This window comes from Corynebacterium sp. p3-SID1194, assembly GCF_025144155.1.
GTDB lineage: Bacteria > Actinomycetota > Actinomycetes > Mycobacteriales > Mycobacteriaceae > Corynebacterium.
The window spans coordinates 96,512-121,179 of sequence record NZ_JALXWY010000005.1; the positions used below are offsets into that span (position 1 = coordinate 96,512).

Here is a 24,668-nt window from a genome sequence, read left to right on the forward strand (position 1 = left end):
CAATGATAACGCACGCCCCAGCCAGCCCGGGCGACGGGCGTGGATGGGGCGTGGACGAAGCGTGCGGGAAGAGGCAGCGACTAGAGCTTGATGCCGAACTGGTCGGCGAACTGGCGCAGCTGCGGAACCTGAGCGGCGATTTCGCGCAGCTGCGGGGCAGCCAGCACTGCCCCGCCGATCAGGCCGAGCAGGACGGCGATGCCGATGCCGATACCGGCGGCAGAAGAAGCGTCGATCTCGCCGGCAGACGAGCCGCTAGACCCATCTTCGTCTGCGTCACCGCCGCCCGGGGCCACAACTCCGGGGTCGACGGTCCCCGGCGCGGGGCGGTCGGTGCTGGACTTGTCCAGGGTGAATTCGTCGACAAGCGAATGGTCCGCGACATTGAACGTGCGCATGGTCAGCCTGTCCTTATCCACGTCCACGACGGCGTAATCCGGGGTCTTGTCCTGGGTCCAGAAAGCGATCTCTTTGGCCTGCAGGTCCGTGCCCTCGGTCTGGGAGCGGTCAGTGATCTCCGGGTGCGACTTACCGTCGGGGCTGTGGAAATCGTAGTACTTGCCGCCGCCGGCCGTGGTGGTGGTGACGTACATGACCTCGCCGGCCTTCGGTTTCAGCACATCGCCGGCATCGGGGCGCGCTTCCGGCACCGTCGGGGTGAGCCCGTTCAGCAGGTGGGAACGGTTGTACATGTGGTCGTGGCCGGACATGACCATGTCCACGCCCGCCTCGGAGAAGACCGGGGCGAGCCCTTTGCGCAGCGCCTTCACGTCCGAGTCCTTCATCGCGTGCGAGCCGTGGCTGAACGGTGCGTGGTGCATGACGGCGATGATCCAGTCCTTGCCCGAACCATGCTCGGCGACGGTCTTGCGCACGAAGTCAGCATGCTTTTCGATGTCGCCCTTCGAGCTCTCGTTCGAGTCGAGCACGACGAACAGTGCGTTGTTGCGCTCGAAGAAGTAGTTCGCGGTGCGGCCGTCTCGGTTCGGGAGGTTGCCGTGCTCGTCGAAGTGCTTATCCGAGAAATTGTAGGTTTCGTGGTTACCCTTCGTCAGCGCGACCGGGTAGTTCTTCAACTCCCCCGCGGAGAAGAACGCTTCCCACTGCTTGATCGGGTTGCCCCAACCCTCCACTTGGTCACCGGCGTGCAGGATGAACTCGGAGTTCGGGTATTTTCCGGTCGCCTGCTTGACGGCGGTGCGCCACGCATCGGCCTGCTCCTCGACCTTGAGGTCGACGCCGATCTGAGCGTCGGCGAAGTTGAGGAAGGACCAGCTGTCGCCTTCGGCCTGCACGCGGAAGGTCTCCGGGTCGGTCCACTCACCCTTGTCGGAGCCGATCTGGTAGGTGTACTCGGCACCCGGCTGCAGCCCGGAGATGCTCGCGTGCATAGAACGGTAGAGCAGCGCGCCGTAATCGGCTTCTTTCGCCGCGACGGTCTTTGCCTCTTCCGGATGGCCGGACGGGTAGTACTTAACGGCTTCGTCCCCGTTAGACGTCGCGCGCCACGAGAAGTTCATGTCCGTCGATGTCGCGCCGACGCCGATGTGGCTCACAGTCTCCTTGTTCGTGCCCGTGGACTGTGCCGCAGCATCAGGAACAGCGGCGAAAGAGCAGGTCAGCGCCAGCGTCATGGACGCAGCAGCCAGTGCGGATGGACGGCGGATAGTCATGTGGTTCTTCTTTCTAATTTTCAGAAACGGATATTGGCGAGCATGTCGCGGATCTGCGGCTGGAAATGCACCGCAGCGGCACCCAGCCCGACAGCGAGCAGAGCGAGAATCACGGCCACAATGCCCCCAGTCGACGAGCCTGCAGAAGCAGCGGCCGTATCGGTGTCATTCGTGTCCGACGGATCCCCCTCCCCTGGCTGGGACGGCGCGCGGTGGTCGAGCGTGACTTCGTCGACAAGCGTGCCGTCCGAGTTGTGGGTGCGGGCGACGAGCGTGTCCGGCGTGATTTCGACAGCCGTGTAATCGGGAGTGCGGTCCTGGCTGAAGTACGCGATGGTGGGCTGTTCGAGACCGAGCTCGCGAGCACGCTCCGGCGTCATGTCGTCGTAACGCTGGCCGTCGTTGCCCTTGAATTTGTAGAACTTCGAGCCCGACGGGCTGTTCATGGTCAGGTACAGCACCTCGCCATCCTGCGGGTGAAGGACGTCGCCCGGCTGCGCGGGGTTTTCCGGGACGACCGGGGTCTCCCCATCCATCAAGTGGGAGCGGTTGTACATGTGGTCGTGGCCGTTGAGCACCAGGTCGACGCCCAATTCCGACATCGTGGCCCCGAGATCCTTGCGCATCACCCGCTGCTTGATCTCGTCATAGCGCCCGCCGTAGGAATGCGGCGCATAGTGGAAGCCGACGATGATCCAGTCTTTGCCGGCACCGTGCGCCTTCACCATTCGGCGCACATTGTCCTCCATCGCCGAGACAGGCTGGTTCGAGTCGAGCACCACGAACAGGGCGTTATTGCGCTCGAAGTGGTAGTTCGCCCGCTTCGCATTCGGCATGTTGAAGTGCGAATGGTAGTGCTGCCCCAGATCGAGAAGCAGCTCGTGATTGCCCTTGGACACCGCCAGCGGGTACTGGTCCAGCTCGTCGGGCGCAAGGAACTGCTCGTATTGCAGCACCGGGTCCGATTCGGCGTTGACCTGGTCACCGTCGTGGAAGATGAACGCGGAATCCGGGTACGCCCGTGTGGCGTTCGTCAGGGTCTGCTGCCAGCCGGCACCATCGCTGGCGTTATCGTGGCTCGCTCCGATCTGGGCGTCGGAAAAGGCCAGGAAATTCCAGCTGTTCGACGCACTCTGCGTCGTGAATGTGGCTGTGCCACTCCACCCGCCCTCCTCGGAGCCGAGCTCGTAGCTGTACTGCGTGCCGGGCTCCAATCCCGAGATGCTCGCGTGCATCGCGCGGTAGCGCGCCGCGCCAGGCTTCCAGTGCGCACGCACGGTCTCCGCGGACTCGGGCCCCTCACTCGTCTTGTAATAACGGACGAATTCATCACCGCGGTAGGTGGTGCGCCACGCGAAGTTCACGGCCGCAGCATCCGCGCCGATCTGCAGCGAGCTCAAGGTGATCGGACCACCCTGCGCCTGCGCGGATGCCTCCGGCACCGCGAAAGTCGAACCGGCCAGGGCTACCGTCAGCGCGGCGGCCGTAACAGTGGTCTTCAGGCGCATAGCAACCTCATCAACATCAATCGGCGGAAGGCGGTACGGGAGACGTTTCAGACAGCGAAAATACAGCTTCTCCTGCGTCTGCGCACAAGAATGTAGCACAGGTCATTTTGGGGCGCTCGTCGAAAAGCGAAGTGCGAACCCGTACCTGCACCCCGACAGGTTAGGGCACAATAGGGCGCGTGAGTTCTGCACACACTGACCCCGATGCGGGCAAGGAAACCGTGACTGACGACGCGCAGACGCTGGCTGAGAAGGTCAAAGCGACGGACGCCCAGTCGAACGGCTCCGCCGACGTGCACGAATACGGCAACCGTGTCGATCGCTCTGTGATCGTGAACTCCTGGATGAAATCCACCGCGCAATTCTCGCTGCGGATGCTCATCATCGTGATCCTGCTCGGCGCGACCTTCTTCCTCGTCGGGAAATTCTGGGCCGGAATCCTCCCGGTGATCCTGGCGCTCATCGTGTGCACGGTTCTCTCCCCGATCACGAATTTCCTGCGCAGACACAAAGTCCCCGGCGGGCTCGCCGCACTATTCTCGCTGCTGATCTTCTTCGCCGTGCTGGTCTTCTTCGTGGCCATCATCCTCCCGGATATCCTGCGCAATTCACGGGTTCTTGTGATTCAGGCCGGCCAAGGCATTCAAGGACTCCAGCTCTGGCTGCAAAACCAAGACAGCCTGCCGTTCAATATCGACGCGGGCCAAGTCGACAGCATCGTCCAAGACGTGGCCACGTGGATGCAAGACCGGGCGGGCGCCATCGCCGGCGGCATTTTCAGCGGCATCAGCACCGCCACATCGATGTCGATCACCCTGGTCGTTGTCGTCGTTCTGACCTTCTTCTTCCTCAAAGATGGGCCGAAATTCCTCCCGTGGGTACGCAGCGCCACCGGCGGCCGCGCGGGCCTGCACGCGACCGAGCTGCTCACCCGCGCATGGGAGACGCTCGGCGGCTACATCCGCGCGCAAGCCGTCGTTTCGCTTATCGACGCCCTCTTTATCGGCATCGGCATCTGGATCCTCGGCGTACCGATGGCGTTCACACTGGGCGTGATCACCTTCATCGCCGGGTTCATTCCTCTCGTCGGCGCGATCGTGGCCGGTGCCCTTGCCGTGCTGATCGCGCTGGTCTCCCTCGGCTTCACCAAGGCACTGATCGTGCTTGCCATCGTCCTTGCCGTGCAGCAACTCGAAGGCAATGTCTTGTCTCCGCTGTTGCAGTCCCGCGCCATGAAGCTGCACCCGGTGATCGTCCTCGTTTCCGTCACCGTCGGCGGCGGTCTCTTCGGTCTCGTCGGCGCTTTCCTCGCCGTGCCCGTCGCAGCGACTTTGGCTGTGGTGTTCCGCTATATCCAGGACATGTTGCGTCTACACGCAGGCGAAGTCAGCGCCGCCGATCTCACCTTCGCCACCGATGTCGGCCGCGCGCTCGCCGAAGCTGAGGAGCGCGAAAGCGACACAGCCCGCACCGACCTTTTGTCCCAGCACGCCTGGTCCCCGCCCACCGTCGACGAGGACGAACGAGAACAGGCACCCGCTGCACCACGCAGCCGCCGTGCATCAGCCCTGGCGAAACAGGTTAAAGGCATCTCTTTGCGCTCACCAAAAGACTGGCGTATCGAAAATGTGTTCGGCTCACGTAAGGGTGGCGACGACGACGTGTCCTAGCCGTGTGCAATTGTGTGGTGCATGAGCACCACCGTTGCCGTTAGCCTGATCCTGGTCGCCGCCGTACTCGCATTCGCCGCCGGCGTGTTTGTCGGTGCCGCCTTCTACGCGGTGCGGATACAACGGCGCACCCCGGCTCACGAGTCCGCCCGCTCGCCCCACCCCGACGAAATCGAGCCCTCCCCCGCGACCCGCGCCCTGGAAGCACAGCGCCAACGCGAATTCGACCGTCTCGGCCACACCATGGAACAGCTCTCGGTGCAGCTGCGTGAGATGGACGAGGACCGTGCCGTCGCATATTCGGCGCTGGCGGGGCAGGTGCAGGCGGTAACAAGGGCGTCGTCACGCTTGGGTGACCGCACTGATCAGCTCGTCGCAGCGCTGCGCTCCCCCAATACCCGCGGGCGGTGGGGCGAAATGCAGCTCGAACGTGTCGTGGAGCTCGGCGGCATGACTCGGCACTGCGATTTCGACGTCCAGGCCACCGCCATGGTCGACGGGCGCATGGTCCGCCCCGACATGGTGATCCGTCTTAGCCGTGGCCGCAATATCGTCGTCGATGCGAAGGTCCCCTTTGGCGCCTACCTCGACGCCCTTGGCACGGAAGACCCCGAAGAAAAGCAGGGCTACCTGCGCCGGCACAGCCACCTGGTGCGCAACCATGTGACCACGTTGGCGTCGAAAAGCTATCTCGAGGCGTTCTCGCCCACCCCGGAATTCGTCGTGCTGTTCATTCCCGCCGACCCCTTCCTCGACGCCGCTCTCGAGCAAGACCCGGAACTGCTTGACTTCGCCTTCTCCCGCGGTGTCGTCCTCGCGACCCCGACGACGCTATTCGCACTGCTTCGCACCGTGAGCCTCGGCTGGCAGCACGAGACCGCCGCCGAAAAAGCTCACGAAATCCAGCGCCTCGGCTCGCAGCTGTACACGCGCCTGGGAACCATGGCGGAACACTACAACCGTCTCGGCGCCTCCCTCGACAAGGCCGTCGAAGCGTTCAACGCAACACTCGGCTCCATGGATTCGCGCGTCATGGTCACCGCGCGGCGCCTCAAAGACCTCAACGTCCCCGCGCACACATCCGCCGCGCCCGCCACCTTGAACCCGGTGTCCACCCGCACGCGCACAGCGCTACCGCGCACCGACGCCGACCCCGCCGAAGAAAAATGGGGGTAGACGGGCCGAGTGAACACGGAGCTGGCAAACCCGGCAGGTAACATGTTTCAGCGTGTCTCACGCTTCACCCCGCTCGTCGTCCACGTCTTCATCGACGCTGTCCGGCTTCTCCACGGGCTCCGGCATCGCCATCATCGTCGCCGCGCTCGTCACCGGCGGGTTGATCGCGCTGTACAACGAAGCAGTCGGCCTGCCGTTCCTCGTGCTTTTCACGGTGGCGTCCATCGTGGTGACCACGTTCGTCAACCCCCGCGGCCTCTTCGTCACCGTCGCGTCGATCCCGCTGCTGTACACGTTCTTCCTGCTGCTCACCGGCACGTTGATCGCGCATTTCCAGCTCCCCGAGGGTCAAACCTCGCTGGGTAAGACCTCTGCGGTTCTGATCCTGTACCCGCTCACGCAGTATTTTCCAGTGCTGCTCTTCGCCGTGCTCGGATCGATCCTCATCGCGCTGCTGCGCTACCGCCTGCTGAAAAAGCAGAACGAAGAGATCCGCGCGCACGAAGAACGCCACCGCCGCAGCGTCAGCGCCACAAACCGGCGAACGAGCCACGAGGCTTCCCGTTTGCGTCAGCGTAGCTCAGACAAGAAAGTCACCGTCGAAGAGCTCCTCGCGCGCCGCGCCGAGCGCCAGAAAGCAGACGGCGGAAGCAGCCGCGGCTTGAGCCGCAAGCTTACCGACGACCTCTACGACTCCTAAGCCTTTGTCCGCGGCGCACGCAGGTCGCGGGGCAGAGCGAATGTGATGGTCTCCGTCGTCGTGGTGACCTGCTCAACGTTGTCGTAGCCGCGCTCACCCAGGTACTCGACGACCTCACGGACCAGGATCTCCGGCACCGATGCGCCGGAGGTGACACCGACGGTCTCGACGCCTGCGAGCCACGTGTCATCGATCTGGTTGGCGTAGTCGATCAGGTAAGCGGCATCCGCGCCATTTTGCAGAGCGACCTCCACCAAGCGCTTGGAATTCGACGAGTTCTGGGAGCCGACCACGATCATCAGCTCGACGCGCTCGGCGATCGCCTTCACCGCGACCTGGCGGTTCTGGGTGGCGTAGCAGATATCGTCGCTCGGCGGGTTCTCCAGATTCGGGTACTTCTCGCGCAAGCGGGTGACGATCTCCATGGTCTCGTCCACCGACAGCGTGGTCTGCGACAGCCACACCAACTTCTGGTCTTCAGGGAAGTCCGGGGCGGCCTCGACGCCTTCGACACCGTCGACGAGGTGCACGACATCCGGCGCCTCGCCCGCGGTTCCCTCGACTTCCTCGTGGCCTTCGTGGCCGACGAGCAGAATGTGGTAGCCGTCGCGGGCGAAACGCTTGACCTCGTTGTGCACCTTGGTCACCAGCGGGCACGATGCATCGAGCGCCATGAGGTTGCGCTGCTGAGCGGATTCGCGAACAGCCGGGGACACGCCGTGTGCGGAGAACACCACATGGGCGCCCTCCGGGACCTCGTCAGTCTCTTCGACGAAGATCACGCCGCGCTGCGACAGCGTCTCCACAACATATTTGTTGTGCACGATTTCTTTGCGGACATAAATGGGGGCGCCGTATTTCTCCAGCGCCTTCTCCACGGTCTCGACTGCGCGGTCCACGCCGGCACAGTATCCGCGAGGGGCTGCAAGAAGGACGTTTTTTCCGGTTGTCGACATGGAACCAAGGGTAATGGAAAGGCAGTCTAAAAGGTAAGCTGGCTTGCTCGAGCAGCATCGAATCGCAGAAGAAAGGGGGCGCTAGCTGATGGCAGGACAACAGGCGGGAGGGCCGCCGAAGAGCACACCGGAGACTCCGTGGTCGGTGTCAAAGGTCAACCAGACGGTCAAGCAGTGGATTGAGCGGCTGGGCTGGCTGTGGATCGAGGGGCAACTCACCCAGGTCAACATGAAGCCGACGTGGAAGCTGTCGTATCTGACGTTGCGCGACACGCAGGAGCAGATGAGTCTGCAGCTCACCGCGTCGACGGAGCTGTTGCGCAGCATGCCGACGCAGCTCAAGGACGGCGACCACGTGGTCGTGCGCGGCAAGCCCGCGTTCTACGCCGGGCGTGGGTCGTTCTCGATGTGGGTCACCGAGATCCGCCACGTGGGCGAGGGCGAGCTGTTGGCCAAGATCGAACAGCTACGCAAAATGCTCGCCGCAGAGGGGCTTTTCGACGTCTCCCGCAAGCGCCCCCTCCCCTACCTGCCCAACAGGATCGGCCTGATCACCGGCCGCGGTTCCGCCGCCGAGCGCGACGTGATGTCCGTGGCCAAGGACCGGTGGCCCGCCGTGGACTTCCGCGTCATCAACACAGCAGTACAGGGAGCCAACGCCGTTCCGGAGGTCGTCGACGCGCTCAAGCTTCTCGACGCCGACCCTGCCGTCGACGTCATCATCATCGCCCGCGGCGGTGGTTCGGTAGAAGACCTGCTCCCGTTTTCCGAGGAAGTCCTCCAGCGCGCTGTCGCCGCCGCCCAGACTCCTGTCGTCTCCGCGATCGGCCACGAGCCCGACAACCCGGTGCTGGACAATGTCGCCGACCTGCGCGCCGCCACCCCGACCGATGCCGCCAAGCGCGTCGTCCCCGATGTCGCCGCTGAACTCGAGCTCATCGCCGAAGCTCGTTCCCGCATGGCTGCCGCCCTGCGCGGGTGGGTGCGCCGCGAACGCGAGGGCCTCCGCCAGATGCGCTCCCGCCCCGTCATGGCGAATCCGCTGACACCGATCACCCAGCGCCGCGACGAGCTCGACCGCGCTCGCGCATCCATCCGCCGCGACATCACGCGGCTCATTTCCACCGAGTCCGCCGAGGTCCGCGCCCTGCGCGCCCAGGTCTCAGCACTCGGCCCTTCCGCGACGCTCGCACGCGGCTACGCCGTCGTCCAGGTCCAGCCCCGCGACGGCACTGAAGCACAAGTAGTCACCAGCATCGATCAAGCACCACCGGGCTCCCAGCTCCGCATCCGCGTCGGCGACGGCTCCATTACCGCCGCTGGCATGGCCACCACACCCGCCGAATAACACAAGGAGAAAACAATGGCAGACAACACTTTCGGACAAGGCACCCCGGGCGACGAGGCATTCCCCGACCCCACCACTCTCACCTACGAACAGGCCCGCGACGAGCTCATCGAGACCGTCAAGATCCTCGAGCTCGGCCAAATGAGCCTCGACGAATCACTCAAGTATTGGGAACGCGGCGAAGCCCTCGCGAAACGCTGCGAAGTGCTTCTCGACGGCGCCCAGCGCCGCGTCGAAACCGCCCTCGGCTCCGCCGCAGACTCTCACGAAGAAGAACCGGAAGAAAACTAAGAAGCTGCTCCGGTCCCAGTACCAGCGTCTGTGTCTGCGGCTCCCCCTGCAGGCAACGGCTCCGTTGCGATAGTCGCAGCGAGCAGCTCCCGGAACTCATCGTCTACTGCTTCGCCCTTCACAAGCAGGCGCACATCGCCCAAATCCACGACCCACAGATCACGGATGTCTGCCTCGGGGGAAGAGTAGACGGTGGCGTGGTGGGAATCGTCGATAAGCTGTGTGCCTGATTCCTCGCGGGGCGCGGAATCGATGCGCTCAACCGCCGCATCCACGTCCACGTCCGTCTGCGTGAGCTGCACGTACCCCTCCTGCGGAGTCACCCAGCCCACCACCGGTGCCGGCGCCTCACCGATCGTCGTGCGGCGCGCCGAGTTATTCACCCAGCCCTCCGGCATCTGCGGGAAACGCACCGGGAACTGCGCGGCACGGGCCTCCATGCCCATGAACGTCGCGCCGTCGACCTCCTTCACCGGGCCGTTTTCCGGGCGACCCGGACTGAAGCTGCACATGCCAGTGAACCCGACAGCGCCAATCATCAGCAAGACAATGACGATCACATTGATCGTCATGTCCCTTCCGTCCTGGAAAATCCGGGGTTTCTCCTTAGCCACGCCAGACAGTATGACACGGCGTGCCGACACTCCCGAAATAAGACCATCGCCCCCAATCAGGTGGGAAACCGGGCATACCGGACACGCAAAGGTGCCAGAATGGGCCGAAAGGTGTCATCATTTCACCGACGTATCACCCCCACTGCCCAGGAGGCACACATAATGTCCAACTCCGTTGAAGCTCCGGACCGCAACCTCGCGATGGAACTCGTTCGCGTGACAGAAGCGGCGGCGCTCGCCTCCGGCCGGTGGGTCGGCCGCGGCAAGAAGAACGAGGGCGACGGCGCCGCAGTCGATGCCATGCGCAAGATGATCAACTCCGTCACCATGGACGGCGTCATCGTCATCGGCGAAGGCGAAAAAGACGAAGCACCGATGCTCTACAACGGCGAGAACGTCGGTAACGGCCAGGGTGCACCGCTCGACATCGCCGTCGACCCGGTCGACGGCACGCGTCTTATGGCCGAAGGTCGCCCTAACTCCATCTCCGTCATCGCAGCCGCTGAGCGCGGCACCATGTACGACCCGACCGACGCGTTCTACATGAACAAGATCGCCGTCGGCCCCGAGTGCGCCGGCAAGATCGACATCACCGCGCCCGTCGCGCACAACATCCAGGTTGTTGCCAAGGCGAAGGGCATCGACCCGCGCGATGTCACCGTCGTCGTTCTCGACCGCCCCCGCCACTCCCAGCTCGTCTCCGAGATCCGCGAAGCAGGCGCGAAAGTCCGCTTCATCATGGACGGCGACGTCGCCGGTGCCATCGCCGCGGCGCGCAACAACAACTCCATCGACATCGCCATGGGCGTCGGCGGCACGCCAGAAGGCGTCATCACCGCATGCGCACTGAAGTGCCTCGACGGTGAAATCCAGGGCATGCTCGCCCCGCAGTCCGACGAAGAGCGCGAAAAGGTCCTCGCCGCCGGCCACGACCTCGACCGCGTCTTGGGCCTCAACGACCTGGTCAGCTCCGACAACTGCTTCTTCGCCGCCACCGGCGTCACCAACGGCGACATGCTCCGCGGCGTGTCCTACCGCGCTGACGGCGCAACCACCCGTTCGCTCGCGATGCGCTCGAAGTCCGGCACCGTCCGCCTCGTCGAGTCCCGGCACAAGCTGTCGAAGCTGCGCGAATACTCCGCAATCGACTACTCCGGCCCGTTCAACTAAACGCCCCCCTCAAAGCGGGGGCACCATCCGGGCATTTGTATGCCCGAACACCTCCGGTTGGGGCATAATCACGGGTGGAAAGGCACGCGCGAAACAGCCCACATCCCGGCTCGCTTCGCGACGTGTACGCGACTCACACGAAGGAAGATAATGGCTGATCAGGAATACCGCATCGAGCACGACACCATGGGTGAAGTGAAGGTTCCCGCGCAGGCTCTGTGGCGTGCGCAGACGCAGCGTGCGGTGGAGAACTTCCCTATCTCCGGCCGCGGTCTCGAGGCTCAGCAGATTCGTGCGCTCGGCCTGCTCAAGGCGGCGTGCGCGACCGTCAACAAGGCCTCCGGCGCGCTCGACGCAGCCAAGGCAGACGCCATCATCGCAGCTGCCAAGGAGATCGCCGACGGCAAGCACGACGCTGAATTCCCGATCGACGTGTTCCAGACCGGTTCGGGCACCTCGTCGAATATGAACACGAACGAGGTCATCGCGTCCATCGCCAAGAACAATGGCGTCGAGGTCCACCCGAACGACGACGTCAACATGGGCCAGTCCTCCAACGACACCTTCCCGACCGCGACCCACGTCGCCGCCACCGAGGCAGCCGTCAACGACCTCATCCCGGGACTGAAGGTTCTTCAGGAGTCCCTGGAGAAGAAGGCCGACGAGTGGAAGTCCGTGGTCAAGTCCGGCCGCACCCACCTCATGGACGCTGTCCCGGTCACCCTCGGCCAGGAATTCTCCGGCTACGCACGCCAGATCGAGCTGGGCATCGCCCGCGTCACCTCTACCCTGGAGCGCCTGGGCGAGCTGCCGATCGGCGGCACCGCAGTCGGCACCGGCCTGAACACCCCGGCTGACTTCGGCGCGAAGGTCACCGAGGAGCTCAAGAGCCTCACCGGCATCAACGAGCTCACCGAAGCCGGCAACCACTTCGAGGCGCAGGCCAACCGCGACGGCCTCGTCGAGTTCTCCGGCGCGATGCGCACCGTCGCTGTCTCCCTGTACAAGATCGCCAACGACATCCGCCTCATGGGTTCCGGCCCGCTGACCGGCTTCGCCGAGATCCACCTCCCGGACCTCCAGCCGGGCTCCTCCATCATGCCGGGCAAGGTCAACCCGGTCCTGTGCGAGACCGCAACGCAGGTCTCCGCCCAGGTCATCGGCAACGACGCAGCTGTCGCATTCTCCGGCACACAGGGCCAGTTCGAGCTCAACGTGTTCATCCCGGTCATGGCGCGCAACGTCCTCGAATCCGCGCGTCTGCTCGCCAACACGGCACGCCAGTTCGCCACCAAGCTTGTCGACGGCATCGAGCCCAACGTCGAGCGCATGCAGACCCTCGCAGAGTCCTCCCCGTCCATCGTGACTCCCCTGAACTCTGCCATCGGCTACGAGAACGCCGCGAAGGTGGCTAAGACCGCCCTCAAGGAAGGCAAGACCATCCGTCAGACCGTCATCGATCTCGGCTTCATCGGCGACGACCTGACCGAGGAAGAGCTGGACCGCCGCCTCAACGTCCTCGACATGGCTAATACCGACCGCAACTAACGTCGAGCCTCTCCCTTTAAGACCCTGGCAGTGCAAGGCTGCCAGGGTCTTTTGGTGTGCATGGGGCGTCGATAAGCGCGCTCTTGCGCTTTTTTGCACTGGGTGTATTCTTGCTGCTCGTGGATAGAGAACTTAAGCGTCGCGAAACTCGCGAACGCATCGTCGAGAGCGCGACCGACCTCGTCGAAGAGCACGGCTTCGATAACGTCACCGTCGAAGATATCTGCACCAAAGCAGGCATCTCGCGGCGCACTTTCTTCAACTACATGGACGGTAAGGACGAAGCCGTACTCGGCCCCGCCCCGCTCACCGTCACCGACGACGCTCTACGCCGCATCGCCGAAACACAAGCCGACAACCTCGTTGACCTCATCATTTCTGCGACGAGCCACCCGCGCAACGACATTCCCGACCACGCCACCGTCGAACGCCGGCGCGCGATTTTCGCCGCGAACCCGACCCTGGCCGCTCTCGCACTCACGCGACGGCGCACCACCTTCACCGCCATCGCCGAAGCGCTAGAAGAACACTTCGAGACATTTCCCGGCGACCGGCTCCTGTCCGACCAACCAGTAAATGCAGAGATCCACGCGATCATCGAAATCGTCCAAAGCGCCGTCAGCATCACCGCCCACTGCGACCTCCGCGACAACGTCCGCGGCGCCGCATCCTTCATCACCGACTACGCCAGGAGGCTCGAATGGTAGACACCCAACACAAAGGCCCTAATGTCGGCCTCGTCTTCACCGCGCTGCTCATCACGATGCTGATGAGCTCGCTCGGGCAGATGATCTTCTCCTCCGCGCTGCCCACCATCGTCGGTGAGCTCGGCGGTGTCGAGCACATGAGCTGGGTCATCTCCGCGTTCATGGTCACCATGACCATCGCGCTCCCGCTCTACGGCAAGCTTGGCGACGGCCTCGGCCGCAAATGGTTCTACATCTCCGGCATCGCCTTCTTCATCATCGGTTCCGCCCTTGGCGGATTCGCCAACACCATGACGCTGCTCATCATCGGCCGCGCCGTCCAAGGCTTCGGTGCCGGCGCCATGATGATCAATTCTCAGGCGATCATCGCCGAGGTCGTCCCCGCCCGCGAGCGCGGCAAGTACATGGGTGTGATGGGCGCTGTATTCGGAATCTCCTCCGTGCTCGGTCCCGTCCTCGGCGGCTGGTTCACCGACGGGCCTGGCTGGCGCTGGGGCCTCTGGATGAATATCCCGCTCGGTCTTCTCGCCATGACCGTCGCCTCGATCGTCCTCGACCTGTCCAAAGGCAACCGCGACGGCTTCCGCTTCGACTGGCTCGGCGCGACATTCATGGCAGTGTCCACCTCCACGCTCATCCTCGCCACGACATGGGGCGGGCTGCAGTACCCGTGGGGCTCCCCGCGCATCGTCGGACTGCTGGTCACGTCGGCTGTCGCAGCGGCGCTCTTCGTGGTCGTCGAACTGCGTGCGACAGACCCGCTGGTGCCGATGCACCTGTTCCGCAACCGCAACATGGCGCTGACCACCGCCGCCAGCGTCGTGCTTGGTATTTCCATGACCGGCGTCATGGCGTACCTGCCGACCTATCTGCAGATGGTCCACTCCATGACTCCCACGGAGGCAGGCCTGATGATGATCCCGATGGTCGGCGGCATGATCATCACTTCCATCGGCATCGGCGCCCTGATCAGCCGCACGGGCAGCTACAAAATCTTCCCGATCGTCGGCCTCGGCGTCGTCGCTCTCGGCTGCTACCTGCTGTCGCGCCTCACGGTCGACACCGGCCTGTGGACGCTCGGGCTGTACATCTTCATCTACGGTTTCGGCCTCGGCATGGTCATGCAGGTGCTCATCCTCATCGTCCAGAACTCCTTCCCCATCGCCGTCGTGGGCACCGCCACTGCCGCGAACAACTTCTTCCGCCAGATCGGCATGTCCGTCGGCGCGTCGGTCGTGGGCACCGTATTCATCCACAACATGCAGCAGAATATGGAAGAGCGCCTCCCGGGTGCGCTCGCCGCGCTCGGCCCGGAAGGCGCGAAATACGCTGAATCATTCAGCGACGGCGCCACTCAATCAATGACGCCAAGCGCCGTCAACCAATTGCCGCAGCCGCTTCACGACGCCATCTCGACCTCCTACAACGACGGTTTGACCCCCATTTTCCTACTGCTCATCCCTCTCGTGGTGGCAGCGGCGCTTCTCCTCGTACCAGTTCACGAGGACACGCTAAAGGAGACAATCGAGTAGCAAGGCGACGTCGATAAGCGCTGCTTTTAGTTCTCCTTGCCTGGCTTGGGCAACAGCAACTCGTAGATATCCGTGTCGCGCCAGGTGCCGGCGAGCTCGCCGTACGTCATCTTCGCCATCTGGTGGTACGTGCCCACCTTGACGAAACCGCGCGAGACGTGCAGCCCCGCCGAACCCTCGTTCTCCGGGAAAATCCACGAGTGGATCGACCACTTATTCAGCGCCTTGCACGTCTCGATGAGCTTGTCCAGCAGCGCGCCGGACACGCCGCGGCCGCGCGCATCCTCGTGAATGTAGATCGAGTCCTCGACGACGCCGTGGAACACCGAGCGTGTCGACGCCTGCGCGGCAGCGACCCAGCCAAGCACCTTATCGTCGTCATCAGGTTCGACGGCGACGAACACCGTCTCAATGATCTTGTTGGTGGCAAACTTCGCCCACGTCGGCCCTTCGGTCTCGTACGAAGCGTGGCCTGTCCCCAGACCCGACTCGTAGATTTCGCGGACCTGCGGGTAATCCTCAGGGCGGATCGGGCGGATCGTGAAATCGCGATTCGACATGGCGACCATCGTACAACCGCCCTCCCCTACCTGTGAATCGGCAGCCTAGCGTGCATGTCAGCGCGCTTAAGCATGGTCCTCGAGCAAGTCCGTGACCAGCTCCGCGATCGGCGAACGCTCCGAACGCGTCAGCGTCACGTGCGCGAAGAGATCCTGGCCCTTCAGCTTCTCGATCACCGCCTGCACACCGTCGTGGCGCCCCACCCTCAAATTGTCGCGCTGCGCGACATCGTGAGTGAGCACCACACGGGAGCCGCGACCCAGGCGCGACAGCACCGTCAACAGCACATTGCGCTCCAGCGACTGCGCCTCATCGACGATGACGAACGCGTCGTGCAGGCTGCGCCCGCGGATGTGCGTCAGCGGCAGCACCTCGAGCAGATCACGCGAAGCGACCTCGTCGAGCACATTGTCCGATACGACGCCTTCCAACGTGTCGTAAACCGCCTGCGACCACGGATTCATCTTCTCCATCTCGTCGCCCGGCAGGTAGCCCAGGTTCTGGCCGCCTACCGCATACAGCGGACGGAACACGATGATGCGCTTGTGCTCCCCGCGCTCCAGCACCGACTCCAGACCGGCACACAGAGCCAGCGCCGACTTACCAGTGCCGGCGCGGCCGCCGATGGAGACGATGCCCACCGTATCGTCGAGAAGCAGATCAAGCGCGACCCGCTGCTCCGCGCTCCGGCCCGACAACCCGAACGCGTCCGCGTCGCCGCGCACGAGCTTGACCCCGCCGCTCGGCGCCACCCGGGCGAGCGCCGACTGCGACCCCGCGTTCAGCGTCAACCCGCAGTGAACCGGCAAGTCGCCCGTGTCGATCGCCGCGAACCCAGTGGCATACAGCTCGTCGATCTCTTCCCCGGAGACCTCCAGCTCAGCCATACCTGTGTAGCCCGTCAACACAACGTCCTGCGCGCGATACTCCTGCGCAGCCAAACCCACAGCGCCCGCCTTCACGCGCAGCGGAACATCCTTGGTCACCAGAACCGTGTCATTGCCCTCCTGCATGAAGTTGTAGGCGCAGGCGAGAATGCGGTTATCGTTCTCCGGGCCGCGCAGCGCGGCCGGCAGATTCGACTGGTCCTGGTGGTTCAGTTCCACGCGGACAGTGCCCCCGTCGATATTGACCGGCATCGGCTCATCCAGCCGGTCGTAATCGGAGCGCATGTCCTCCAAAAAGCGAAGAGCTTGGCGGGCGAACCAGCCAAGTTCTGGGTGATGACGTTTCTGCTCGAGTTCCGTGATGACCACGAGCGGAAGAACAACGCTATGTTCCGCGAACTTCCTCAACGCCCACGGATCGGACAGAAGAACCGATGTATCCAGCACATATGTTTTCAGTGCGGTGGGTGAGGTGAGTTGTTCCGGATTGTGGCCGGCGCTTTCCATTCGAGCGCCAGCAGTGTCGAGATTGCTAACAGAAGGGTCAAACATGAACTTGCTCCCCTAGTGCGGTTGGTGGTAGCCAGGACCGTTCTTCGCGGTGCCTGACACCTGCCACACTAGGGGAGCAAAGTGTAAATTACATCGATGTAAGGTTAACTTCCGTTAAACCTACGACGCGCCGATCGGCGCAGCTAGCTAGCTGATCTTAGCGCCGAACTCGCCGTTCTCCTCGAGCCACTCGATGGTGCCGTTCTGGAAGTCCTGGATCCAGCCGTTGTTGTCGTCGCGCTTGTCCTCGGCCTTGAGCGGCAGACCGATCTCGTTGTCCAGGCCGCCGTCCTTCTTCCAGGTCTCAGCGATCATGCCGACCAGCGGCACAGCGCCCGTCTCCTCGGAGTAGACGATGTTCTTGTCTGCGTCGTACTCGATCAGGGTAGCGCCGTCATCCTTGGTCTCGACGCTGATCGGGTCACCCCAGTTGCCCAGGCCCAGCTCTTCCTGAGCGTTAGCAGCCTTGGACGGAACAACGACCTTCTCGCCGTCCTTGGTGGTCAGCTCGGTGGTGTCGCCGTCAGCAGCGCCTGCACCAGCGCCCTCGGACTTGGAAGCGTCTGCGCCCTCGGACTCGGAGCCGGAAGCACCAGCGTCCTCAGAAGCGGTCACGGTATTGGTTTCGGTGGCCTCGACCTTCTCCACGTCACCTTCACCCTCAGAGCAGGCTACGAGACCGGTGGTCAGTGCCAGAGCAGCAACGGTTGCGCCAAACTTGCGGTTCATGAATAAAATTCCTCTCTTAATACATTTCCTAAACTTGACCGTCCACCATTATGCAAACATTTGCTCACCGAGGGCGTTTACGCACCCCTTTTTTAGGGTGATTTCTTCTTAACCCCTTGCGCTGCGCACGGTTTTTGCCGTTAACTTTACGGTTTGATTTCGTTGAGCTTCGCACGCTTTTCGACGCTCCCCCGCCTCCCCTCGACGTGTTCCTTGTCCTCCCTTTCGCCACCCCGACGAAATCCTGGATCGCCTCCGAATCTTGGTCGACTCTCCAGACCAACGCGATCTCCGATGCAGCTTCCCCACCCGCCGCTGGGCTCTCCGCTCCCCCGCCGTTTCCGCGGACTTCAAGCACGACGACCCGCTTCTTCGACAGGACTTTCAGCAGCGGCGCAGGCGCGTAGGCTACGCCGACGTTCGCCGCAACGACTTGGAGAGCGGTGCGGAGCTCGTCGATGGAGGAGCCTGCTGGCACCCCGGAAGCAGACTCAAGCCTCTCTCCCGCACCCGGAATGAAGCGGTAGTTGACGTGCTCGTCGGCAAGGTCATCTGGGCGAACAGCTTCGCCGACCTCGGCATACACGGAGTCTTTGGGGACGGCGACACCGGGTTTCTCGGCGTAGAGACGCACCTGATGGAACTGCTCCCCTGGCTCGCCGACGCGGGGGTCGGGAAGGCGGAGGAGGGCGAGGTGGGCGGTGTCGTCGATAAGCGATGCGTATGGGTCGTCGCTGGGAATCTCCTCGAGGCCGTGGTCGGTGGTGTCGCGGTAGCGCGCGAACCATTTTCCGGGCTCGGTTCCGGTGACGAAGGCGAGACGCAGCATGCCCCGATGCTACCGTTTGGGCATGAGCGAACAGCCGTCAAGCACAGCGATGAAGCCCGCGACCGCAGCGAAGAAACTCGGCATTTATCTGCCGGCAACCCCGCAGGAATTCCAGGACGGCGGCGTCACGCACGCTGAACTGCGCGAACTGCAGGACAACCCGCCGTCATGGCTCACCGACCTGCGCGCAAACGGCCCACACCCCCGCCCGGAGGTTGCACGCAAGCTGGGCATTTCGATCACGGCGCTGAAGAAGAACGACATGGATAAGCCGCTGACCACCCAGGAGATCAAGGCGCTCCTCGGCGATCAGCCGGCGTGGCTCTCCGAGGCGCGCCGCGCGCACGCCGAGGAGCGGGAGGCTTAGAGCAGCTTCCAGTCTTCCAGGTCCGGGTAGAGGGGGAATTCAGCAGCAAGCTTATCGACGCGCCCCCTCAGCGCCTCCACATCCGCATTCTCCCCCTGCGCGAGCGCGGTACCGATGATGTCTGCGGTCTCGGTGAATGCTGCTTCGTCAAAACCGCGGGTCGCAAGGGCTGACGTGCCGATGCGCAGGCCGGAGGTGACCATCGGCGGACGCGGGTCGTTCGGCACGGCGTTGCGGTTAACGGTGATGCCGACAGAATGGAGCAGGTCTTCTGCCTGCTGGCCGTCGAGCTCGGAGTTGCGCAGGTCCGCGAGGACGAGGTGCACGTCGGTGCCGCCGGTGAGCACGTCGACGCCGACTTCCTTGCAGTCGGACGCCGTGAGGCGCTCAGCGAGGATGCGCGCGCCGTCGAGGGTGCGCTGCTGGCGGTCCTTGAATTCTTCCGTGCCCGCGATCTTCAGCGCAGTCGCCTTCGCCGCGACGACGTGCATGAGCGGACCGCCCTGCTGACCCGGGAAGACAGCGGAGTTGAGTGCCTTGGCGTAGTCCTGCTTAGCCAGGATCATGCCGGAACGGGGGCCACCGAGCGTCTTGTGGATCGTGGTGGACACGACATCCGAGTGCGGCACCGGCGACGGGTGCAGGCCTGCAGCGACGAGACCCGCGAAGTGCGCCATATCCGTCCACAGGTACGCGCCGACCTCATCGGCGATGGCGCGGAACGCAGCGAAGTCGACAGTGCGCGGGTACGCGGACCAACCAGCGATGATGACCTTCGGACGGTGCTCCAGAGCCTGCTCGCGGACCTTGTCCATGTCGATGAGCATGGTCTCCGGGTCGACCTCGTAGGCCACAACGTTGTACAGACGACCGGAGAAGTTGATCTTCATGCCGTGCGTCAGGTGCCCGCCGTGAGCCAGGGACAGGCCCATGATGGTGTCGCCGGGCTTGATCAGTGCGTGGAGGACGGCGGCATTCGCCTGGGCGCCGGAGTGGGGCTGGACGTTGGCGTACTCGGCGTCGAAAAGCGCCTTTGCGCGGTCGCGGGCGATGTCCTCGATGACGTCGACGTTCTCGCAGCCGCCGTAATAGCGGCGCCCCGGGTATCCCTCTGCGTACTTATTCGTCAGCACGGAGCCCTGCGCCTGCAGCACGGCGCGTGGCACGAAATTCTCCGACGCGATCATCTCGAGCGTGTTGCGCTGGCGGGACACCTCCCCAAGAATCTGCTCGTAGACGTCCGGGTCGAGCGACGCGAGGTCTTGGTAGCGGAGATCTTCAGTCATGTTCCGGGATTCCTTTCCGTACGGCAGTTCCCCGCCAGTATGCACTACCGTGCACGCAACACGCCCCATAAGCCAAAGTTTCCGTCGGCGAGTGCAACAATGGTGGCCATGCCGCGACCCGCAGACCCGAGCCCGTACCTGGATTTCCCGCGCGACGCGTGGAGTCAACTCCGCGACACGATGCCCCAGGTGATCGACGAAGACGACCTGGAGCAGCTCCTCGGCGTCGGCGAGAGCATGGGGCTCCAGGAGGTCGCCGAGATTTATTTGCCGTTGTCACGTCTCATTCACCTGCAGATTCGTGCGCGGCAGAAGCTGACAGCCGTGACGGAGACATTCCTTGGGGAGAACCCGGGGCACGTGCCGTTCATCATCGGTATCGCGGGATCCGTCGCGGTGGGCAAGTCGACGACGGCGCGCGTGCTTCAAGCGCTGCTGCAAAGGTGGGATTCACACCCGCGGGTCGACCTCGTCACCACCGACGGTTTCCTGCTTCCCGCCGCCGAGTTGCGCGAGCGCAATCTCATGACGCGGAAGGGCTTTCCGGAGTCCTACAACCGACGCGACCTGCTGCGTTTCGTCACGGAGGTCAAGGCGGGGCGCGACAATGTCAAGGCGCCGGTCTATTCCCACGACGCCTACGACATCATTCCCGGCGAGTACCAGGTGGTGGATCACCCGGACATCCTCATTCTCGAGGGGCTCAACGTCCTCCAGACGGGCCCGACGCTCATGGTGTCGGATCTGTTCGATTTCTCGGTGTACGTGGACGCGAAGACGACGGACATCGAGAAGTGGTACATCGACCGCTTCATCAAGCTGAAGAACACGGCGTTCCGCGAGCCGGGGGCGCACTTCGCGCGGTTCGCCGACCTCACGGACGAGGCAGCTGCGGCGGAGGCGCGTCGCATTTGGCAGACGATTAACCTGCCGAACCTCGTCGAGAATATTCAGCCGACGCGTGTGCGCGCCTCACTGGTCCTGTCGAAAGCAGCGGATCATTCAGTTCAGCGTGTGCGCATGCGCAAGCTTTAAAAGCACGCTTGTCGACGCCCTACTTACCGAACCGGCGCGACCTCTGCGAGAAGTCGCGCAGCGCGCGCAGGAAGTCGATCTTGCGGAAGGCCGGCCAATACGTGTCGGTGAACCAGATCTCCGAATACGCCGACTGCCACAGCAAGAAGCCGGAAAGACGCTGTTCGCCAGAGGTGCGGATCACTAGATCGGGGTCCGGCTGGCCAGAGGTGTAGAGGTGTTCGGAGAGGGACTCGACGGAGACTTCGTCGGCAAGCTGCTCCGCGGGGACTCCCTCGGCGACTTTGGCTGTGATGAAGTTCTGCACGGCATCCACGATTTCCTGGCGTCCGCCGTAACCCACTGCGATATTGACGACGATGCCGGTCTTGTCCTCCGTCGCCGCCGCCGCGGAGCGCATCCGGTTGGCCACTTTTTCCGGCAGCAGGTTCAGGTGCCCGACGAGGCGGATGCGCGCCTCGTATTCGTCACCCGACAGCTCGTCGACGACTCCCGAAATGATGTCGTACAGCAACTGCACCTCTTCTGCCGTGCGGGAGAGATTCTCCGTGGACAGCAGATAGATCGTGACGACATCGACCCCCATCTCCGCCGACCACTGCACCAACTCTCCGATCTTCGCCGCGCCGACGCGGTGACCGTGGGAAATATCGGTGAAACCCGCCTCGCGCGCCCAACGACGGTTCCCGTCTGCCATGACGGCGATGTGTGCGGGGCGGCTAACGCTGTCGTCGAGAAGCTCGCGCTTCAGCCGCTTCTCATAGAGCGGGTACAGGAGCCGGTCGAGCATAATCACGCGCACAAGCTTACTCTGCGAAGCCGGTTGAGGCGGACGGCGAAACTAGAAGAACGACTTCTTGCGGCGGTCCAGAAGCCCCTCAGCTTCCATCGCCTCGTCGACAGCCTTCTCGTCGAAGACGTCCAAGCCGCGCTCCTCAGCGAAGCGCTTGCGGCGGTTGAAGCGCGAGTGGCGGCGGTGAAACGCCCATCCGAGAAGCAGGATGACCACCATCATGCTCACCACGATGAGCGCACCGATCGGCTCCGCCTTGCCGAACTCCGGGCCGACCGGAGCGTCCTTATTCATCTGCTGCGCGAGCACTGTCACCGTGGCTGTCAGCGAGCCTGTCAGAGCGTCAGTCCCCATCATCATTCTCCTTCAATCCCGGCGAACAGGTCCGTTTCCGGCAGCGAGGTCTGCACGCGGGTTTGCGCGAGCTCGAACTCCTCGGTTGGCCAGACCTCTTTTTGCACGTCGACGGGGCTGGCGAGGAACGCCCCAGCCGGGTCAATCTGGGTCGCATGCGCCGTGAGCGCTTCAGCGCGGTTGCTGAAATAGTCGCCGCACTCCACCTGGGTCGTCACGCGCTGCATGATGTCGGACGCGTTGGCCTCCCAGCGTTTGAGCATCGGCTCGTAGGGGCTGGGCTTACCGTCGGCAACGAGGCGGTCGTGAAGCAGGCGCATGCGCTGGGCGACGAAGCCGTGGCTGTAGTAGAGCTTCAACGGAGTCCACGGTTCGCCGAGCTCTGGCGCGAAGTCCGGGTTGCCGGCTTCCTCCCACGCGATCATGGAGATTTTGTGCACCATGATGTGGTCCGGGTGCGGATAACCACCGTTCTCGTCGTAGGTAATGATCACGTGCGGGCGGAACTCTCGGATCTTGCCCACCACGATCTTCGCTACTTCGACGGGGTCTTCGAGTGCGAAACAGCCCTCCGGCAGCGGCGGCAGCGGGTCGCCTTCCGGCAGGCCGGAGTCCTCGTAGCCGAGCCACTCGTGTTCGACGCCCAGCGCAGCCGCAGCTGTCGCCATTTCCTCGCGACGGATCTCCGTCATCCGCTCAATGACTCCGGGCCGGTCCATCGCCGGATTGAGAATGTCGCCCCGTTGCCCGCCGGTGCAGGTCAGCACCTTGACGCGGTTGCCCTCGTGAGCGTATTTCGCCATCGTCGCCGCGCCTTTACTGGACTCGTCGTCCGGGTGCGCGTGAATGGCCAGCAAACGGTATCCCGTCACTTAGTGTTCCACCTCTACTTGGGGTTAAGGTTGATCGCGAGACAAGTTTAGTACCTCACCTCATCAGAAAGAGAACCCTCAGTGGCTGAGCCCGATTCCTCGTCCGCCACAACCCCGGACGACACCCGCGCCCGCTACGGCAGCTCCTCCGAGAAGTCCGCGCCGTCCATCACTGCGGGACGCATCATCGCGGTCATTAGCGTGCTGTTCGTCGTGCTCATCGTGGTTTTCGCCGGCCGCTACATCATGCAGCGCCGCGCCGAACCGATCACAGCGAACCTCGTCGCGCATGAGCGTATCGACGAATCCACCTCCCGCGTCTGGTTCGACCTGTCCCGCAATGACCCTGCTGTTCCCGGCTACTGCATCATCACTTCCCTGAACTATGAGCACGCCGAGATCGGACGCCGCGACATCGTCATTCCCGCCGGCGGAGAGAAAGAGATGCGCAAGTACGTCGACGTTCCCGTCCGCGATGTCCCCGTCTCTGGAGGCGTGTACGGATGCTCCACCACGATCCCGTCATTCCTCGACGCTGATACGGAATTCGTGGAGGCGAGGTAGGAGGCGTCGATAAGCGATGCTCATGTTAATATCCGAACGAATAAGCAACCGACCGTGAGGAAACGAGGGTCCGAACTCCATGGCTGACAAGCAGCAGCAGTACATCACCCCGGAAATGAAGGCCAAGCTCGAGGCCGAGCTGCAGCAGCTCATCGACAACCGCCCGGTGATCGCCGCCGAAATCAACGAGCGCCGCGAAGAAGGCGACCTCAAGGAGAACGCCGGCTACGACGCCGCCCGCGAGCAGCAGGACCAGGAAGAAGCCCGCATCAAGCAGATCTCCGAGCTGCTGGCTAATTCCACCACCGAGCGCGCAGGTGTCGTCGACGGCATGGCTGTCGTCGGCTCCGTCGTCCACGTCTACTACAACGGCGACAAGAACGATAAGGAGACCTTCCTCATCGGCACCCGCGCCGCATCGACCGACAACAAGGACCTCGAGACCTACTCCGAGCAGTCCCCTCTCGGCGCCGCCGTTCTCGGCGCCACCGAAGGCGAAACCCGCACCTACACCGCACCGAACGGCCGCGAGATTTCCGTCACCATCGAATCCGCGAACCCGTATGATTCGGTTAAGGCCAAGACCCCGCGCGCGAAATAAAACGCCCGCACAGAAGCATTTCATCGCGTTTCGACGCACTCGTTGAAGATAAGGACCCCGCAGTGACTTCCCGCTTTTCCCGCACAGTTGCCGCCCTCGCTCTCGCCGCCACCACCGCCTTCGCCGTGACCGCGTGCTCCCCGCCGCACCAGAAGGATTCGGATCAGAAGGTCGACACCGCCACCAGCCAGGACCCGGATTCCCTGCCGAGCGCTGGCCAGTCCTCCGCGACCGGCACTGCTACCACCACCGCAACCGCCACCGAGGTAGCTACCGAGACCGAGACGGAAACTGCGACCTCCTCTGTGGCAGTGGACGCCACCGACGCTGACAATGTCGTCTACT

25 protein-coding genes and 1 pseudogene are annotated in these 24,668 nt (G+C 63.5%); 14 read left to right on the forward strand and 12 right to left on the reverse strand.

All coding sequences use genetic code 11. From position 1 onward, the window contains the following. Positions 1–80 precede the first annotated feature (80 nt). The gene (locus tag M3G19_RS05640; protein ID WP_259901285.1) at positions 81–1,673 is read right to left on the reverse strand and encodes a metallophosphoesterase family protein; all 1,593 of its coding nucleotides are present in this window, start codon (positions 1,671–1,673) and stop codon (positions 81–83) included. Positions 1,674–1,693: 20 nt separating this feature from the next. Then, the gene (locus M3G19_RS05645; protein ID WP_259901286.1) at positions 1,694–3,181 is read right to left on the reverse strand and encodes a metallophosphoesterase family protein; all 1,488 of its coding nucleotides are present in this window, start codon (positions 3,179–3,181) and stop codon (positions 1,694–1,696) included. 179 nt (positions 3,182–3,360) lie between these two features. Between M3G19_RS05645 and M3G19_RS05650 the strand changes: the two genes are divergently transcribed. The 3 genes from M3G19_RS05650 to M3G19_RS05660 are packed head-to-tail and all read left to right on the forward strand — an operon-like array spanning position 3,361 to position 6,727. After that, positions 3,361–4,851 carry an AI-2E family transporter gene (locus M3G19_RS05650; RefSeq protein ID WP_396121749.1) on the forward strand — a complete coding sequence of 497 codons (1,491 nt, stop codon included), beginning with the start codon at positions 3,361–3,363 and terminating at the stop codon, positions 4,849–4,851. A gap of 21 nt (positions 4,852–4,872) precedes the next feature. Beyond that, a complete protein-coding gene (locus M3G19_RS05655; protein ID WP_259901287.1) occupies positions 4,873–6,027 on the forward strand; it encodes a DNA recombination protein RmuC in 1,155 nt (384 codons plus the stop codon). 52 nt (positions 6,028–6,079) lie between these two features. Continuing rightward, positions 6,080–6,727 carry a DUF6542 domain-containing protein gene (locus tag M3G19_RS05660; RefSeq protein ID WP_259901288.1) on the forward strand — a complete coding sequence of 216 codons (648 nt, stop codon included), beginning with the start codon at positions 6,080–6,082 and terminating at the stop codon, positions 6,725–6,727. On the opposite strand, the gene M3G19_RS05665 is transcribed toward M3G19_RS05660, so the two are convergent. Continuing rightward, positions 6,724–7,683 (reverse strand): 4-hydroxy-3-methylbut-2-enyl diphosphate reductase, encoded by a 960-nt coding sequence (locus M3G19_RS05665; RefSeq protein ID WP_210573057.1) that lies wholly within the window; start codon positions 7,681–7,683, stop codon positions 6,724–6,726. The two genes, M3G19_RS05660 and M3G19_RS05665, sit on opposite strands and share 4 nt — an antisense overlap. Positions 7,684–7,771: 88 nt before the next feature. Between M3G19_RS05665 and xseA the strand changes: the two genes are divergently transcribed. Both xseA and M3G19_RS05675 read left to right on the forward strand, forming a co-directional pair. Beyond that, entirely contained in the window at positions 7,772–9,031 is a 1,260-nt protein-coding gene (gene xseA, locus M3G19_RS05670) for an exodeoxyribonuclease VII large subunit (protein ID WP_259901289.1), read from the forward strand. Positions 9,032–9,046: 15 nt separating this feature from the next. Continuing rightward, complete coding sequence (locus tag M3G19_RS05675) at positions 9,047–9,322, forward strand: exodeoxyribonuclease VII small subunit (protein WP_210573059.1); 276 nt, start codon at positions 9,047–9,049, stop codon at positions 9,320–9,322. Here the strand turns inward: M3G19_RS05675 and M3G19_RS05680 are convergent. Continuing rightward, on the reverse strand, positions 9,319–9,936 hold the full coding sequence (locus M3G19_RS05680; RefSeq protein WP_259901290.1) for a DUF4245 domain-containing protein: 618 nt from the start codon (positions 9,934–9,936) through the stop codon (positions 9,319–9,321). The genes M3G19_RS05675 and M3G19_RS05680 overlap by 4 nt on opposite strands. A 162-nt stretch (positions 9,937–10,098) precedes the next feature. Here M3G19_RS05680 and glpX point away from each other — a divergent pair, with 162 nt between their 5' ends. The 4 genes from glpX to M3G19_RS05700 all read left to right on the forward strand — a co-directional run bounded on the left by glpX (position 10,099) and on the right by M3G19_RS05700 (position 14,893). Further along, positions 10,099–11,106 carry a class II fructose-bisphosphatase gene (glpX, locus tag M3G19_RS05685; RefSeq protein ID WP_259901291.1) on the forward strand — a complete coding sequence of 336 codons (1,008 nt, stop codon included), beginning with the start codon at positions 10,099–10,101 and terminating at the stop codon, positions 11,104–11,106. Between the two features lie 150 nt (positions 11,107–11,256). Then, positions 11,257–12,654, forward strand: coding sequence for a class II fumarate hydratase (locus tag M3G19_RS05690; protein WP_210573062.1), 1,398 nt, complete (start codon positions 11,257–11,259; stop codon positions 12,652–12,654). Between the two features lie 119 nt (positions 12,655–12,773). Further along, on the forward strand, positions 12,774–13,361 hold the full coding sequence (locus M3G19_RS05695) for a TetR/AcrR family transcriptional regulator (RefSeq protein WP_259901292.1): 588 nt from the start codon (positions 12,774–12,776) through the stop codon (positions 13,359–13,361). Beyond that, positions 13,355–14,893, forward strand: coding sequence for an MDR family MFS transporter (locus M3G19_RS05700; RefSeq protein ID WP_259901293.1), 1,539 nt, complete (start codon positions 13,355–13,357; stop codon positions 14,891–14,893). The genes M3G19_RS05695 and M3G19_RS05700 overlap by 7 nt, the downstream gene beginning before the upstream one ends. Positions 14,894–14,919: 26 nt before the next feature. Here M3G19_RS05700 and M3G19_RS05705 read toward each other — a convergent pair whose 3' ends face one another. The 4 genes from M3G19_RS05705 to M3G19_RS05720 all read right to left on the reverse strand — a co-directional run bounded on the left by M3G19_RS05705 (position 14,920) and on the right by M3G19_RS05720 (position 18,451). Beyond that, positions 14,920–15,453: a GNAT family N-acetyltransferase gene (locus tag M3G19_RS05705; RefSeq protein WP_210573066.1), complete on the reverse strand. Its 534-nt coding sequence runs from the start codon at positions 15,451–15,453 to the stop codon at positions 14,920–14,922. A gap of 66 nt (positions 15,454–15,519) precedes the next feature. Beyond that, positions 15,520–16,848 (reverse strand): PhoH family protein, encoded by a 1,329-nt coding sequence (locus M3G19_RS05710; protein WP_210573293.1) that lies wholly within the window; start codon positions 16,846–16,848, stop codon positions 15,520–15,522. A 192-nt stretch (positions 16,849–17,040) separates the two neighbouring features. Beyond that, on the reverse strand, positions 17,041–17,622 hold the full coding sequence (locus M3G19_RS05715) for an LGFP repeat-containing protein (RefSeq protein ID WP_259901294.1): 582 nt from the start codon (positions 17,620–17,622) through the stop codon (positions 17,041–17,043). Between the two features lie 64 nt (positions 17,623–17,686). Further along, positions 17,687–18,451 carry a LysR substrate-binding domain-containing protein gene (locus tag M3G19_RS05720; protein ID WP_259901295.1) on the reverse strand — a complete coding sequence of 255 codons (765 nt, stop codon included), beginning with the start codon at positions 18,449–18,451 and terminating at the stop codon, positions 17,687–17,689. A 22-nt stretch (positions 18,452–18,473) separates the two neighbouring features. Between M3G19_RS05720 and M3G19_RS05725 the strand changes: the two genes are divergently transcribed. Then, the gene (locus tag M3G19_RS05725; protein WP_259901296.1) at positions 18,474–18,818 is read left to right on the forward strand and encodes a DUF5997 family protein; all 345 of its coding nucleotides are present in this window, start codon (positions 18,474–18,476) and stop codon (positions 18,816–18,818) included. Here M3G19_RS05725 and glyA read toward each other — a convergent pair. After that, a complete protein-coding gene (gene glyA / locus M3G19_RS05730; RefSeq protein ID WP_259901297.1) occupies positions 18,815–20,104 on the reverse strand; it encodes a serine hydroxymethyltransferase in 1,290 nt (429 codons plus the stop codon). The two genes, M3G19_RS05725 and glyA, sit on opposite strands and share 4 nt — an antisense overlap. A 108-nt stretch (positions 20,105–20,212) precedes the next feature. Here glyA and coaA point away from each other — a divergent pair, with 108 nt between their 5' ends. Continuing rightward, a complete protein-coding gene (coaA, locus tag M3G19_RS05735; protein WP_259901298.1) occupies positions 20,213–21,139 on the forward strand; it encodes a type I pantothenate kinase in 927 nt (308 codons plus the stop codon). Between the two features lie 19 nt (positions 21,140–21,158). On the opposite strand, the gene M3G19_RS05740 is transcribed toward coaA, so the two are convergent. From M3G19_RS05740 to mca, 3 genes are read right to left on the reverse strand one after another with little or no spacing between them, the layout of a single operon-like run. Beyond that, positions 21,159–21,935 carry an isoprenyl transferase gene (locus M3G19_RS05740; protein ID WP_296145688.1) on the reverse strand — a complete coding sequence of 259 codons (777 nt, stop codon included), beginning with the start codon at positions 21,933–21,935 and terminating at the stop codon, positions 21,159–21,161. 45 nt (positions 21,936–21,980) lie between these two features. Then, positions 21,981–22,286 carry a hypothetical protein gene (locus M3G19_RS05745; protein ID WP_396121750.1) on the reverse strand — a complete coding sequence of 102 codons (306 nt, stop codon included), beginning with the start codon at positions 22,284–22,286 and terminating at the stop codon, positions 21,981–21,983. 2 nt (positions 22,287–22,288) lie between these two features. Then, positions 22,289–23,158 carry a mycothiol conjugate amidase Mca gene (gene mca, locus M3G19_RS05750; RefSeq protein ID WP_259901300.1) on the reverse strand — a complete coding sequence of 290 codons (870 nt, stop codon included), beginning with the start codon at positions 23,156–23,158 and terminating at the stop codon, positions 22,289–22,291. Between the two features lie 81 nt (positions 23,159–23,239). Here mca and M3G19_RS05755 point away from each other — a divergent pair, with 81 nt between their 5' ends. The 3 genes and pseudogenes from M3G19_RS05755 to M3G19_RS05765 form a co-directional block, all read left to right on the forward strand. Beyond that, positions 23,240–23,722 carry a DUF4307 domain-containing protein gene (locus tag M3G19_RS05755; protein ID WP_259901301.1) on the forward strand — a complete coding sequence of 161 codons (483 nt, stop codon included), beginning with the start codon at positions 23,240–23,242 and terminating at the stop codon, positions 23,720–23,722. A 79-nt stretch (positions 23,723–23,801) separates the two neighbouring features. Next, positions 23,802–24,323 carry a transcription elongation factor GreA gene (gene greA / locus M3G19_RS05760; protein WP_259901302.1) on the forward strand — a complete coding sequence of 174 codons (522 nt, stop codon included), beginning with the start codon at positions 23,802–23,804 and terminating at the stop codon, positions 24,321–24,323. A 62-nt stretch (positions 24,324–24,385) separates the two neighbouring features. Next, a pseudogene (locus M3G19_RS05765) lies at positions 24,386–24,668 on the forward strand (hypothetical protein); the annotation flags it as partial.

Coding starts and splice junctions, on each gene's coding strand:
- glyA (WP_259901297.1), bottom strand. CDS start 20,104: ATGACTGAAGATCTCCGCTACCAAGACCTCGCGTCGCTCGACCCGGAC.
- M3G19_RS05655 (WP_259901287.1), top strand. CDS start 4,873: ATGAGCACCACCGTTGCCGTTAGCCTGATCCTGGTCGCCGCCGTACTC.
- M3G19_RS05705 (WP_210573066.1), bottom strand. CDS start 15,453: ATGTCGAATCGCGATTTCACGATCCGCCCGATCCGCCCTGAGGATTAC.
- M3G19_RS05710 (WP_210573293.1), bottom strand. CDS start 16,848: ATGGAAAGCGCCGGCCACAATCCGGAACAACTCACCTCACCCACCGCA.
- greA (WP_259901302.1), top strand. CDS start 23,802: ATGGCTGACAAGCAGCAGCAGTACATCACCCCGGAAATGAAGGCCAAG.
- M3G19_RS05725 (WP_259901296.1), top strand. CDS start 18,474: ATGAGCGAACAGCCGTCAAGCACAGCGATGAAGCCCGCGACCGCAGCG.
- xseA (WP_259901289.1), top strand. CDS start 7,772: ATGGCAGGACAACAGGCGGGAGGGCCGCCGAAGAGCACACCGGAGACT.
- M3G19_RS05690 (WP_210573062.1), top strand. CDS start 11,257: ATGGCTGATCAGGAATACCGCATCGAGCACGACACCATGGGTGAAGTG.
- M3G19_RS05745 (WP_396121750.1), bottom strand. CDS start 22,286: ATGGGGACTGACGCTCTGACAGGCTCGCTGACAGCCACGGTGACAGTG.
- M3G19_RS05640 (WP_259901285.1), bottom strand. CDS start 1,673: ATGACTATCCGCCGTCCATCCGCACTGGCTGCTGCGTCCATGACGCTG.
- glpX (WP_259901291.1), top strand. CDS start 10,099: ATGTCCAACTCCGTTGAAGCTCCGGACCGCAACCTCGCGATGGAACTC.
- M3G19_RS05720 (WP_259901295.1), bottom strand. CDS start 18,451: ATGCTGCGTCTCGCCTTCGTCACCGGAACCGAGCCCGGAAAATGGTTC.
- M3G19_RS05715 (WP_259901294.1), bottom strand. CDS start 17,622: ATGAACCGCAAGTTTGGCGCAACCGTTGCTGCTCTGGCACTGACCACC.
- M3G19_RS05675 (WP_210573059.1), top strand. CDS start 9,047: ATGGCAGACAACACTTTCGGACAAGGCACCCCGGGCGACGAGGCATTC.
- M3G19_RS05645 (WP_259901286.1), bottom strand. CDS start 3,181: ATGCGCCTGAAGACCACTGTTACGGCCGCCGCGCTGACGGTAGCCCTG.
- M3G19_RS05700 (WP_259901293.1), top strand. CDS start 13,355: ATGGTAGACACCCAACACAAAGGCCCTAATGTCGGCCTCGTCTTCACC.
- M3G19_RS05665 (WP_210573057.1), bottom strand. CDS start 7,683: ATGTCGACAACCGGAAAAAACGTCCTTCTTGCAGCCCCTCGCGGATAC.
- coaA (WP_259901298.1), top strand. CDS start 20,213: ATGCCGCGACCCGCAGACCCGAGCCCGTACCTGGATTTCCCGCGCGAC.